11 protein-coding genes are annotated in these 12,656 nt (G+C 69.5%); 8 read left to right on the top strand and 3 right to left on the bottom strand.

Going from position 1 to position 12,656, the window contains the following annotated elements; translation table 11 throughout:
* Window positions 1-18: 18 nt before the first annotated feature.
* Together mshA and QF036_RS18570 are read right to left on the bottom strand one after the other, a co-directional pair.
* Complete coding sequence (gene mshA / locus QF036_RS18575) at window positions 19-1,296, bottom strand: D-inositol-3-phosphate glycosyltransferase (RefSeq protein ID WP_307104225.1); 1,278 nt, start codon at window positions 1,294-1,296, stop codon at window positions 19-21.
* A 188-nt stretch (window positions 1,297-1,484) separates the two neighbouring features.
* Window positions 1,485-3,008: a family 4 glycosyl hydrolase gene (locus QF036_RS18570; protein ID WP_307104224.1), complete on the bottom strand. Its 1,524-nt coding sequence runs from the start codon at window positions 3,006-3,008 to the stop codon at window positions 1,485-1,487.
* 126 nt (window positions 3,009-3,134) lie between these two features.
* On the opposite strand from QF036_RS18570, the gene QF036_RS18565 reads away from it, so the two are divergent.
* The 6 genes from QF036_RS18565 (at window position 3,135) to tsaD (ending at window position 8,667) form a co-directional block, all read left to right on the top strand.
* Window positions 3,135-4,226, top strand: a complete 1,092-nt coding sequence (locus QF036_RS18565) for a carbohydrate kinase family protein (protein ID WP_307104222.1) — start codon at window positions 3,135-3,137, stop codon at window positions 4,224-4,226.
* 68 nt (window positions 4,227-4,294) lie between these two features.
* Window positions 4,295-5,575 (top strand): alanine racemase, encoded by a 1,281-nt coding sequence (gene alr / locus QF036_RS18560; RefSeq protein WP_373460191.1) that lies wholly within the window; start codon window positions 4,295-4,297, stop codon window positions 5,573-5,575.
* Window positions 5,572-6,186, top strand: a complete 615-nt coding sequence (gene tsaE / locus QF036_RS18555) for a tRNA (adenosine(37)-N6)-threonylcarbamoyltransferase complex ATPase subunit type 1 TsaE (protein WP_307104220.1) — start codon at window positions 5,572-5,574, stop codon at window positions 6,184-6,186. Before alr ends, tsaE begins: the two co-directional genes overlap by 4 nt.
* The gene (gene tsaB / locus QF036_RS18550) at window positions 6,186-6,857 is read left to right on the top strand and encodes a tRNA (adenosine(37)-N6)-threonylcarbamoyltransferase complex dimerization subunit type 1 TsaB (protein WP_307104218.1); all 672 of its coding nucleotides are present in this window, start codon (window positions 6,186-6,188) and stop codon (window positions 6,855-6,857) included. Before tsaE ends, tsaB begins: the two co-directional genes overlap by 1 nt.
* 104 nt (window positions 6,858-6,961) lie before the next feature.
* A complete protein-coding gene (gene rimI / locus QF036_RS18545; protein ID WP_307105997.1) occupies window positions 6,962-7,513 on the top strand; it encodes a ribosomal protein S18-alanine N-acetyltransferase in 552 nt (183 codons plus the stop codon).
* Entirely contained in the window at window positions 7,510-8,667 is a 1,158-nt protein-coding gene (gene tsaD / locus QF036_RS18540; protein ID WP_307104216.1) for a tRNA (adenosine(37)-N6)-threonylcarbamoyltransferase complex transferase subunit TsaD, read from the top strand. Before rimI ends, tsaD begins: the two co-directional genes overlap by 4 nt.
* 27 nt (window positions 8,668-8,694) lie before the next feature.
* Here tsaD and QF036_RS18535 read toward each other — a convergent pair whose 3' ends face one another.
* Window positions 8,695-9,846, bottom strand: coding sequence for a glutamate--cysteine ligase (locus QF036_RS18535; RefSeq protein WP_307104213.1), 1,152 nt, complete (start codon window positions 9,844-9,846; stop codon window positions 8,695-8,697).
* Between the two features lie 115 nt (window positions 9,847-9,961).
* Between QF036_RS18535 and QF036_RS18530 the strand changes: the two genes are divergently transcribed.
* A complete protein-coding gene (locus QF036_RS18530) occupies window positions 9,962-11,746 on the top strand; it encodes a glycoside hydrolase family 3 N-terminal domain-containing protein (protein ID WP_307104211.1) in 1,785 nt (594 codons plus the stop codon).
* 77 nt (window positions 11,747-11,823) lie between these two features.
* Window positions 11,824-12,651 carry a shikimate 5-dehydrogenase gene (locus tag QF036_RS18525; protein WP_307104210.1) on the top strand — a complete coding sequence of 276 codons (828 nt, stop codon included), beginning with the start codon at window positions 11,824-11,826 and terminating at the stop codon, window positions 12,649-12,651.
* Window positions 12,652-12,656: the final 5 nt, after the last annotated feature.

Raw genomic sequence — 12,656 nt, 5'->3', positions numbered from 1 at the left:
TTGTCCTTTCCGGAAGGGTTAGCCGGTGAGCCGTGACCCGTAGACGGCGGCCATGGGGTGGCTGGAAGCGTATTCGTCGACGGCGGCGTGGTAGCTGTCGAGGGTGATGGCGGCGGTGCGTTGCCAGCCGGAGTTTGCTGCATGGATGGCGGCGGCGGTGCCCATGTTGTGGCGGGTGGCGGGGTCGTCGTGGAGGGCTTCGAGGGCATCGGCCCAGTCGGCGGCGTGGTGGCCGTCCACGAGCAGGCCGGTGCGGCCGTGGCTGACTGCGCGGGTGAGTCCGCCGACGCGGGTGGCGACGACAGGGGTGCCGCAGGCCTGGGCCTCAAGGGCGACCAGGCCGAAGGATTCGCTGTAGGAGGGCATGACGACGACGTCGGCGGCCCGGAACCAGCCGGCAAGTTCGGGTGCGCTGACGGGAGGGTGGTGGGTGACGACGTCGTCCAGTTCGGCGGCGCTGACGAGGGTTTTGAGGTTAAAGTCCTTGGCGCCGCTGAGCGCGCCGAGGATGGTGAGTTTGAGGTCGATGTCGGGGCGGCGGCGGCGCAGCAAGGCGGCGGCCTTGAGCAGGATCTGCGGGCCCTTGAGGCGTTGGATCCGGCCGGCGAAGAGCAGGTGGAAAGTGCCGGCGGCGATGCCGTGGGCGGTTCGGGACTGGGCACGGAACGCGGGGGTGAACACGGAGAGGTTCACGCCGGGGGGTGCGACGTCGATGTGGTCGAAGTCGGCGCCGTAGTGGGAAACGAGTTCGGCGGCTTCGGCGGTGGTGTTGGCGATCAGGCGGGTGGCGCCGTCGACGATGCGGTGTTCGCCGTCCTCGCGGCGCCGGGGTTCGGGTTGTTCGCCGGAGTGCAGGAGGAGGTTTTTGACTTTGGCCATGGTGTGCATGGTGTGCACCAGGGGGACGTTCCACAGCTGGGAGAGTTCGAGGCCGGCGACGCCGGAGACCCAGTAGTGGGAGTGGATCAGGTCGTAGCGGCCGTGGGGCTGCTGGCCGCGGATCCGTTCGATTTCGGCGACCATGCTGTGCAGCAGTTCGGGGAGTTCCTCTTTGGGGAGTTTGCGCGGCGGCCCGGCCAGGACGTTGTGGACGCAGACGCCGGGGTCGGGGTGTTCGACGGCGGGCTGCCCGGTGGCGGTGGAACGGGTGAAGATCTCCACTTCGATGCCGGTTTCGGCCAGGGCGGAGGCAAGGCCACGGATGTAGACGTTCATGCCGCCGGCGTCTCCGGAACCGGGCTGTTCCATGGGGGAGGTGTGCAGCGACAGGAAAGCCACTCGCTTGATCACAGACATGAGCCTCCCTCCTCTCCGGACTGCTGGAACTGCATCGGATAAAACACTACTCCTGAACCGTCAGCGCAACGGTGGCGTTGCAAGTGCTGCCAACGTGGCGTTTCACACGCCAACTGCCGCGGGCCGCGGATGTAGCACGGCCCTGCTAAATCCGGCTCCGTGGCCTCAATGTGCCCCGGAGCGCCCCGTCACCGGCGCCACAACCCGGCCAAATCCGGAAACGCGCCTTCGTAGCCGGTGAGCAACGCGTTGGCGAGCTGAGCCGAGCCGACCAGCGGGTGTTCGGCGAAGGCTTCCAGCGCCGCATCCCGGTCCCCGCCAGAGGCCGCACGGACGGTGAGCAGTTCCACCTTCTTGACCTGCCGCAGAAGGCTGAGTTGCGGTTCGGCGGGCCTGTCCTGCTGTATCGGCACCGCCCCGTCCGGCGTGACTGTGCAGGGAACTTCGACGACGGCGTCCGGCGGCAGCCCGGGAATAGCGGCCCGGGGGCCGCCCGCCCCGGGAAAGGACTGTCCAGGGGCGGGGGACCGTCCAGTGAAGGACTGTCCAGGGGAGTTCGGCGTATTGAGGATCAGCTCGGTGGCAGCGCCACGGGCGCCGCCCCCAACGTCCCCCATGCCATCGACGGCGGCATCTCCGGCCAGCGCCCGCATCACGGCCAGGGCCACCTGCTCATAACCGCCGCCCGCAAGATCCTCGGGGTTCCGGGCCTCGCCGCCGGTCCTGGCCTCGGCCAAATACCCCTCCTCGCGGGACTGCCGCGCCGCTTCCCACAAGCCGTACGCTTCGTCCCCGGCGGTGGCCAGCCGCGGATACAGCTCCGCCTGCTGGCCGTGGATCGACTCACCCCGGGTCCTGGCCATGGCGCGCATGCCCGCCGTCGCCCGCGCCGCTTCGTAGTAATAGAACAGGTACTCGTTCGGCAGCAGCCCCAGACCGCGCAGGAAAGACTGCGGAAACAGCCGGCCCTCCTCGAAGCTGGCCAGGGCTTCCCGGTCGGCCAGCAGGCCCGGAAGGAAGTCCCGGCCGCCGCTCTCCAGCCGGTACAGCCAGCCGAGATGGTTCAGCCCGTAGTAGCCCACGCCGTCGAGCTTTCCCGCCGGCAGCAGCACCCCGGCCGCCCGGGCAGCGCGGTGCACCAGGGCACTCGCGGAATCACAGATCCCGATCACCTTCCGGCCCAGCACGGGAGCCAGCGCCTGGGTGACCATCCCCGCCGGATTGGTGAAGTTGATCAGCCAGGCGTCCGGGCAGTGCGTCCGCATGTTTGCGGCCAGCTCCAGCATCGCCGGGATGGACCGCAGCGCGTAGGAGATGCCGCCCGCACCGGTGGTTTCCTGGCCCAGCAGCCCGAGGTCCTGGGCCACCCGTTCGTCGGCAACCCGGCCGGCCGTTCCGCCCGGGCGGATGGCAGCGAACACGATGTCCGTCCCGTTGAGGGCATGGGGGAGGGACGTCGTGGACGTCACCGTGGGCGGGCGGCAGGAGGAACCTCCGACGTCGGGACTTCCGTCCGGAGCGCCGCCCACCTCCGAAGACCGGCTGAACTCCCAAGACATGGACCGCAGTACAGCCTCAATGGCGGCCAGGCGGCCGCCGTCGACGTCGAACAGCACCACCTCGCTGACCAGGCCGGCATAGCGCCCGGAACACAGGGCACGGTAAACGAGGGGAACCCGGAATCCGCCGCCGCCGGCGATCATGAGCCGCATGGCAGGAGTCTATGCGCAGCAGCCAGCAACGCACCCGGGCCTGCAGCGCCGGAGGCCAGCCGCACACGTGCCGACCCCCACATCGCGGGGTTTCAACGCCAGGGTACACAGCGTAATGTGCCGAACATGGAGGCGAATCCCGTACGCCGTTTCGACCCGCTCTCGGCCGTCCGTACCCAGGCGGCCGGAGAGTTCGACCTGCTGCTGGCCGGGACCGTTTTTCAGGACATCATCTTCACGGGGCTGCCGCACGCGCCCGAGCCTGGAACCGAAATCTGGAGCGAGGGGATGGGCAGCTGCCCGGGTGGCGTGGCCAACCAGGCCATCGCGGCCGCGCGCCTCGGCTTGCGCACCGGGCTGGCCGCGGCCTTCGGCGACGACGGCTACGGCGACTACAACTGGAAAGTCCTGGACCGGCAGGAGCACGTGGACCTGTCCCTGTCCCGCCGGATGCCGGGCTGGCACTCGCCGGTGACTGTATCACTCAGCGTGGACCACGACCGCTCGATGGTCACGCACGGGCACCCGGCACCGGTGACCTCCTCCGAGCTGATCGGGAAGCCGCCCCGCGCGCTGGCTGCTGTGGCAGACCTCGGCCATGAACTGGAGCCGTGGGCGCTCGCGGCGTACAAGGAAGGCGTGAAACTGTTCGGCGACGTCGGCTGGGACCCCACCGGCGAATGGGCCCACGCGCGGCTTGCCAACCTGCAGTACTTCCATGCCTTCATGCCCAACCAGCGCGAGGCCATGGCCTTCACCGGCAAGAGCGATCCCTGGGCGGCGCTGTACTCCCTGGCGGACCGGGTGCCGGTGGCGGTGGTGACCCTGGGGGCGCAGGGGGCCGTGGCGGTGGACTCGGAAACCGGCGAGGAGGAATGGGTGCCCTCCCTGCCGGTGGCCGCCTTCGACCCGACCGGTGCCGGGGACTGCTTCGGGGCCGCGTTCATCGTCGGGAGCCTGGCGGGGTGGCCCCTCAGCGACCGGCTTCGGTTCGCCAATCTGTGCGCCGCACTGGCGGTCCAGGAAGTGGGCGGTTCCCTCGCGGCGCCCGGCTGGGGAGACATCGCCGACTGGTGGAAGCGCGCCAACGCCCGGCCGGAACGCCGTGGCAGCCAGTGGCTGCGCCGCTACGCCTTCCTCGCCGACATCGTCCGGGACGTTCCGCAGGAGGCCCAGCGGCGGGCGGCCGCCACCATCGCACATCTCTCGGACGCCTGAGCAGGCACCCGGCACGCCGTTTCCCCGGCAATTATTCGGCCCGAAGCGCCAGCACTAGAATCAGTAGAGTGATTTATCCAGCAGCAACAGGAGACCGCCCGGCAGTGGCGGGACCGGTCGGCACGTCCCGAGGATACGACCGGACGGCCCACGAGCGTTCCGCCGTGATCGACCTCGAGGCCATCCGGCACAATGTCCGCCGGCTCGCCGCGGCTGCCGAACCGGCCAAGGTCATGGCGGTCGTCAAGGCCGATGCGTACGGTCACGGCGCCGTGCCGGTGGCACGCGCGGCCCTCGAGGCAGGCGCAAGCTGGCTGGGCGTCGCGCACATCTCCGAAGCTCTGGCGCTGCGCGCCGCGGGCATCGAAGCGCCGCTGCTCGCCTGGCTGCACACCCCGGAAAGCAACTTCGGCGCGGCGGTGGCCGCCGGCGTCGACATCGGGTGCTCCGGCTGGGAGCTGGAACAGATCGTGGCTGCGGCCCGGGAACAGGAACGGCCCGCACGCGTCCACCTCAAAGTCGACACCGGACTTGGCCGCAATGGCGCCACGGTCGAGGTGTGGGACCGGCTGGTGGGCGAAGCCGTGGAGTACCAGGACCAGGGGCTGCTGCGCGTCGTGGGCATCTTCTCCCACCTTGCCGTGGCCGACGAACCCGAGCGCCCGGAAACCGATGACCAGCTCGCAGCGTTCCGCGAGGTCCTGGCCATCGCCGAAGACGCCGGCGTGGACCCCGAAGTCCGCCACCTGGCCAACACCCCGGCCACCCTGTCCCGGCCCGACACGCACTTCGACATGGTCCGCGCGGGCCTGGGGATCTATGGACTCTCGCCCTTCGAGGGGCAGACCTCCGCGGAACTGGGCCTCCGCCCCGCGATGACCCTGCGCACCGTCGTGTCCCACTGCAAGGACGTGCACTCCGGCCAGGGCGTCTCCTACGGCTTCAACTACCACACGTCCGGCGAGAGCACGCTGGGGCTGATCCCGCTCGGCTATGCCGACGGCGTTCCCCGCGTCGCCACCGGCGGGCCTGTCCGCGTGGAGGGAGTCACCTACCCCGTGGTGGGACGGATAGCGATGGACCAGATGGTGATCGACCTCGGCCCTCTGGACGTTTCCCGGGGCGGCCACAGCGTCCTCGGAGCAGAGGCCGTCCTCTTCGGAAACGGCGCCGACGGCGGCCCCACGGCCGATGACTGGGCGCGCGCCGCCGGCACCAACAACTACGAGATCGTTACCCGCATCAGCCCCCGTGTGCCCCGCACCTACATCAACGAATCACCCATCAGCAATGCGCCCGGCGAAATGCCGGCCACCGGATCGACCGCGACTGGAACGCCGAGGCCGTGAACATCCCCGAAACCGGCAACGCTCCGCTGTGGGTCCAGACCCTGACGGTCACGACGGCGGACCAGACCCACGCGCTCGGCGCGGCTCTGGCGGAGGTGCTCCGGGCGGGGGACCTCCTGGTGCTCACGGGCGAACTGGGCGCCGGCAAGACCACCTTCACGCAGGGCCTCGGCGAGGGCCTGGGCGTCCGCGAGGGCATCATTTCCCCGACCTTCGTACTGGTACGCATCCACCCCAACCTCCCCGACGGGCCGCGCCCCGGCGGGCCGGACCTGGTGCACGTGGACGCCTACCGGCTGGGATCGGCGTCGGAAATCGACGACATTGACCTGGAGAACACGCTGGACTCTGCCGTGACCGTGGTGGAGTGGGGCCGGGACCGCGTGGAGCACCTGACCGAGAGCCGGCTCGAGGTGGAACTGCACCGCCAGCTGGGCGGCGCCGCTCCCGCGCACCTTCACACCGGTGGGGATTCAACAGGACCCGGCCCTGACGCGCCCGTCCTCGACTTCGAGTCGGAGGACGACGACGAACCCCGCACCATCATCATCCGCGGCTTCGGGCCGCGCTGGGCAGAACAGCCCGTTCTGGCCGCGGAAGGAATCTCCTGATGCTCATTCTTGCCATTGACACCTCGGCCGTGGCCAGCGCCGCGCTGGTGTCGGACGACGCCCTGGAAGGCGTGGTGGGCAACTTCTCCACCGAGGACACGAGGAGCCACGCCGAGGTCCTCGCGCCCGGAATCGAGCGGCTGCTGGCAGACGCCGGAGTAACCGGAGCCGACATTGACGCGATCGTTGTGGGCGTTGGTCCCGGCCCCTTCACCGGGCTCCGGTCCGGCATCGCGACGGCGCGCACTCTGGCCTTCGTCTGGAACACGCCGCTGCACGGCATGATGAGCCTCGACGCCGTCGCCCTCGAAGTGGCCGAATCCACCGAGGCGCCGCCCGAGTTCCTCGTGGCCACCGACGCCCGGCGCAAAGAGGTCTACTGGGCCCGCTACACCCTGGCCGCCGGCCAGCTGCCAAAGCTCACGGACGGTCCGCACGTGGGGTTCGCCGCCGACCTTCCCGACCTGCCGGCCTACGGCGCGGGCGCCGGGCTCTACCCCGACGACGTGCACGCGGATCCGGACTTCAGCACAGAACAGCCGGACGCGCTTTTCCTGGGCCAGTTTGCGCTGGCAAGGCTGGCAGCGGGCGAGCAGCTGCTGGACTCCACGCCCCTCTATCTGCGGGAATCCGACGCCCAGGTCCCCGGCCCCCGGAAGCGTGCCCTGTGAACCTGCTGCCCGAACCATCCGGCAACCCGGCACCCGGCAATCCGGCACCCGGCAACGCGCCCGTCCTGCCCCGCCGGCTGGCCTCGGGCGTGACCATCCGCGACATGCTTCCCGCCGACATCCCTGCCGTCCACGAGCTGGAGGTCCGGCTGTTCCCGGTGGACGCGTGGCCGCTGCAGATGTTCACGGACGAACTGATGCAGCCGGAGACCCGCAGGTATCTCGTGGCGGAAGCGCCGGAGGGCATCGTTGGCTATGCGGGACTCATGTGCGTCGAACCGATCGCCGACGTCCAGACGATCGCCGTCGTCCCCGAATATGAGGGCAGGGGCATCGGCACCGCACTCCTCACCGACCTGATCGCCGAGGGGCAGCGCCGCGGCGCAGCCGACATCCTGCTCGAGGTCCGCGCCGACAACCCGCGCGCCCAGCAGCTGTACATCCGCTTCGGCTTCGAGCAGATCCACGTGCGGAAAAGGTACTACCGCGACGGCGTGGACGCCCTGATTATGCGGCTTCAGCTGGAGGACGTGCTCGCCCTCCACAGTGGGATCCTGCACCAGGACATCGTGCCCGGCGCCGGACCCCGGCCCGTGCAGATTGACGAAGCCGGCCGCGCCGGCGAGACCGCTCCGACGGAGGCAGACCAGAAATGAACCGCTCGCAGCCGCTAGTACTGGGCATTGAGTCATCGTGCGACGAAACGGGCGTAGGCATCGTCCGCGGCACGGATCTCCTGACCAATACCGTGTCCTCGTCCATGGAGGAGCACGTCCGGTTTGGCGGAGTCATCCCGGAAATTGCTTCGCGCGCCCACCTGGACGCCTTCGTTCCTGCCCTGCAGGCCGCCCTCGCCGAGGCCGACGTGACGCTCGACGAGGTCGACGCCATCGCAGTGACGTCCGGACCCGGACTGGCCGGAGCACTGATGGTCGGCGTCTGCGCCGCAAAGGCGCTCGCCGTCGCGACGGGCAAGCCGCTCTATGCCATCAACCATCTGGTGGCCCACGTGGGGGTCGGCCTGCTGAACCCGCGCGGCGGCTCCGGCGGCGAGGGCGCGGACAAGCCAATACTGCCCGACAACCTCGGCGCCCTCCTGGTCTCCGGCGGCCACACGGAGATCCTGCGGATCCGCAGCATCACGGACGACGTCGAGCTGCTCGGTTCCACCATCGACGACGCGGCGGGCGAGGCCTACGACAAGGTCGCCCGGATCCTGGGCCTGGGCTACCCCGGCGGCCCGGCCATTGACCGGCTGGCGCGCGACGGCAACGCCAAGGCCATCCGGTTCCCGCGCGGACTGACCCAGCCCAAATACATGGGCACCGCGGAGGAGCCCGGCCGCCACCGGTACGACTGGTCCTTCAGCGGACTGAAGACCGCGGTGGCCCGGTGCGTGGAGCAGTTCGAAGCCGCCGGCGAGCCCGTGCCGGTGGCGGACATCGCCGCAGCCTTCCAGGAAGCCGTGGTTGATGTCATCACGTCCAAGGCGGTCCTGGCCTGCCGCGAGCGAGGCATTACGGACGTGCTGCTGGGCGGGGGAGTGGCCGCCAATTCGCGGCTGCGGCAGCTGACCGAACAGCGCTGCTCCGCCGCAGGCATCACGCTGCACGTTCCGCCGCTGGACCTGTGCACGGACAACGGTGCGATGGTGGCCGCACTCGGCGCGCAGCTGGTCATGGCCGGCATCGAGCCCAGCGGCATACACTTTGCGCCGGACTCGTCCATGCCGGTCACCACGGTTTCGGCGCCAAGTAGGTCGCAGGACAGGGCGTTCTCGGCGCTGGGAAGGCCCTCAACTGCTACCTAGTTGGGCCCGGGGCCACAAAAAGGCGCCTTACGCGGTGGGGCCGTTCCGCATCTGCTTTACGAGGTCCAGGACCACGGCCTGAAGGTTTCCGCCGCTTTCGGCAGCCACGCGCCGCTGGCGCTGGTACCCGGCACCGCGGCTGATGATTTTTTCGACGTCGGCCAGCTCGTCCAGGCAGCCGAGCTTGGCCGCGATCGGTTCGAGCCGGTTCAGCGTCTCCAGCAGGTGGTCGGTGACGAGCTGCTCGTGGCCCTCGGCGTCGAGGATGATGATCGCGTCCAGGCCGTAGCGGGCGGCCCGCCACTTGTTTTCCTGGACGTGCCACGGCGGCATGGTGGGAATGCTGCCGCCGGCGTCGAGGGTGGTGGAGAATTCGTGGACCAGGCACTGCGTCAGGGCGGCCACGGCGCCCACTTCCTCCAGCGTGGCCAGGCCGTCGCAGATGCGCATTTCAATGGTGCCCAGGGCCGGCACCGGGCGGATGTCCCAGCGGATCTCTGAGATGGTGTCGATCACGCCGGTGGTAAACATGTCCTGGACGTAGGACTCGTACTCCTCCCAGCTGGGGAACTGGAAGGGCAGTCCCGCCGTCGGCAGCTGCTGGAACATGAGGGCCCGCTGCGAGGCGTAGCCGGTGTCCTCGCCGCCCCAGAACGGGCTGGACGCGGACAGTGCCTGGAAATGCGGGAAATAGTTGACCAGGCCGTCGAGCACGGGGAGGACCTTGCTGCGCCGGTCCAGGCCGACGTGGACGTGGACCCCGTAGATAACCATCTGTCGGCCCCACCACTGTGTGCGGTCGATCAGCTTGGCGTAGCGTTCCTTGTCCGTGACCGGCTGCAGCTGCGGCGGGCTGAACGGGTGGCTTCCGGCGCAGAACACTTCCACGCCCATCGGGTCCGTGACTTCACGAACGGCGGCGAGGGAGCGGGCGAGGTCTTCCTTCGCTTCCGCGGCGGTCTCGCAGATGCCGGTGACCAGCTCCACCGTGTTAAGGAGTAGCTCCTGCTTGATGTGCGGGTGCTCGTCATCCTCGTTCAGCTCGGGATGCCGTGCCACCACCCCGCGCAGGACCTCGTTGGCCACGGACGACAGTTCACCGGTCTGCGCATCCACCAGCGCGAGTTCCCATTCCACACCAAGAGTTGATTGCCTGGATGAAGCGAAATCAATCTTCATGTGTTCCTCGCTGTGTGCTGGCCTAATGACGCCTGGTCCGGGTGCCGTCCGTTCCTGGCGAACGGCTGGCAGGGGAACGGTCATCCAAGTCTAGTGCAGGGGTAGCATCGAAGAGATGGCTTGGCTACACAGGGCGCGTGAGAGTGTTCACACAACCAGCCGCCCCAAATCCCCCCAACAACGTTCCGGCGTTGCATCCGCCGGGACAGCGGCAGCGCTCGCGGCGCTGTTCGCCGTCGCGTCGTGCACGGCGCCGCCAGCACCTGAACCGGAACAACGTACGACGACGGCGCCCGCGACTTCCGCTTCCGGCTCACCTGACACGCCCCAGACCGCTTCACCGCAAACCGGGACGCACAGCGCGGACCCGTCCGCGGCGAAGCCTGCAACGAAGGAAACTGCGGCGCTGGGCTGGGGCCCGCAGCACCGGGATGCCGAGGCTGCCGCCGGGGCGGTGGCGAAAATGACCCTGGAGGAGAAGGCAGGGCAGGTGCTCCTGCCCTTCTACACCGGCCTCAACCATGAAGCCCAAGCTGCCATGGTGGAACGCCTCCACCTCGCCGGATCCATGATCATGGCCGACAACGTGCCCGGAACAGCCACTGGCCTAGTGGACGTCCCGGCGCTGGCCGGAGTGACGCGCCGGCTGGACAAGGCCTCCCGCGCCGGCGGCCGCACCTGGCCCGGCCTGATCGGCGTTGACCAGGAAGGCGGAGCGGTGAGCCGTGTCGGGACGCCGCTGACCCGCTGGCCCACCCCCATGAGCTACGGCGCCGCCGGCAGCGTGCCCCTGGCCGCGGAAGCCGGCACCGGGCTCGCGGCGGAACTCGCGCCGCTGGGCTTCACCGTGGACTTCGCGCCCGCGGCCGACGTCACGATGGGCCCCGCCGATCCCACGATCGGCGCGCGCTCCATGTCCGCCGACGCCCGTGCCGCGGCAGCATTGAGTGCCGGCTTCGCCAAAGGCATGCTGGCCGGCGGCGTGCTGCCCACTGTCAAGCACTTTCCCGGACACGGCTCGGTGACCACCGATTCGCATAAGGGCCTCCCCGTCCAGAACGCCACCCTCGCGCAGCTGAAGGCGCGGGACTGGCAGCCGTTCCAGGCCGCCATCAAGGCAGGAACCCCCATGATCATGACCGGACACATCGCAGCACGGGCCCTGGACCCGGGCGTGCCCGCGTCCATTTCGAAGGCAACCTACAAGGCGCTCCGCGGCCTGGGCTTCAAGGGCGTGGCGGTCACGGACGGGCTCAACATGGGCGCGGTGGCCGGCCGCTATCCCCGCGGTTCAGCAGCGCCGGCCGCGCTGGCGGCCGGGGCGGACCTGCTGCTGATGCCGGCTGATGCCCCCGCCGCGCATGCCGCCGTCGTCCGGGCTGTCACCGAGGGGAAGCTCCCGCTCTCGCGCCTCGAGGAAGCGGCCCGCCGGGTGGTCACCATGATGATCTGGCGGGGACGGACGGCACAGCGGCAGCCTCCGGCGGCGCCGGGGAGCGGCGAGGCGCTTTCCGCGAAAATTTCGGCACGGGCCATCACTGTGGTGGCCGGCCGGTGCAAGGGCGCTTCCGTGCGCGGCCACGTGCGGGTGGCCGGGGGCACGCCAGTGGACCGGGCCCGGTTTGCCGCTGCGGCCAAGGACGCGGGGATCGCCTTGGGGACGGGTCCGCTGGTCACCCTGATCGGCTACGGCGGCGGCCCTGCGAAGGGCGATGTTGCGGTGGCCCTGGACGCGCCGTGGCCCTTGGCGCAGTCCGCCGCGCCCACGAAGATCGCCCTCTACGGCCGGACACCCGGAGCGTACAAGGCGCTGCTGGCCGTCCTGGCAGGCAAGGCCACCGCCCCCGGAAAGCTGCCGGCCGCCGTCGGACCCCACCGCCCCGGCACCGGCTGCAAATAGCAACGGGCTGCAGATAGCACCGGGCTGCAGGTAACGGGCTGCAGGGAACAAAGGCAGTGCCACCGTTTAATGGAGGAGTGCCGATACTGAACAAAGACATGACCCTGTGCATCTCCCTCTCGGCCCGGCCGAGCAACAACGGGACCCGCTTCCACAACTACCTGTACGACCAGCTGGGCCTGAACTGGATCTACAAGGCCTTCGCGCCCACCGACCTGGCCCAGGCGATCGCGGGCGTCCGCGGCCTGGGGATCCGGGGCTGCGCCGTCTCCATGCCCTACAAGGAGGACGTGATCGCCCTGGTGGACGCCATGGACCCGTCCGCCAAGGCCATCGATTCCGTCAACACCATCGTCAATGACGGCGGGCGGCTGACGGCGTACAACACGGACTACACGGCGATCGAGCAGCTGCTGCAGCGGAACGCCGTGCCGGCGGAGTCATCGGTGCTGCTCAAGGGCGCAGGCGGCATGGCCAAGGCCACGGCCGCAGCCTTGCGCGACGCGGGGTTCAAGGACGTGACCATCATCGCCCGCAATGAGGCAGCCGGCCGTGCGCTCGCCGACCTCTACGGCTTTGCCTGGCGGGCGGACCTGGGCGCCGGCCCGGATGCCACCGCGGACATGGTCATCAACGTCACGCCTGTGGGAATGGCCGGGGGACCGGAGGCCGACGCGCTGTCCTTCCCCGCCGAAACGATAGAGGCAGCCAAGGTGGTCTTCGATGTCGTGGCCCTGCCGGCGGAAACGCCGCTCATCAAGGCGGCGAGGGAGGCCGGCAAGCAGGTCATCACCGGCGCCGAGGTGGCTACCATCCAGGCGCTGGAGCAGTTTGTGCTGTACACGGGAATCCGCCCCACCGAGGAGCAGGTCCGGGATGCCGAGGCGTTCGTCCGCGCCCAGTAACTGAC

The sequence above is a fragment of the Arthrobacter globiformis genome, assembly GCF_030817195.1.
Classification (GTDB): domain Bacteria; phylum Actinomycetota; class Actinomycetes; order Actinomycetales; family Micrococcaceae; genus Arthrobacter; species Arthrobacter globiformis_D.
The sequence above is the reverse complement of the archived record's forward strand: the minus strand, read 5'-3'. Positions and strand labels throughout refer to the sequence as shown.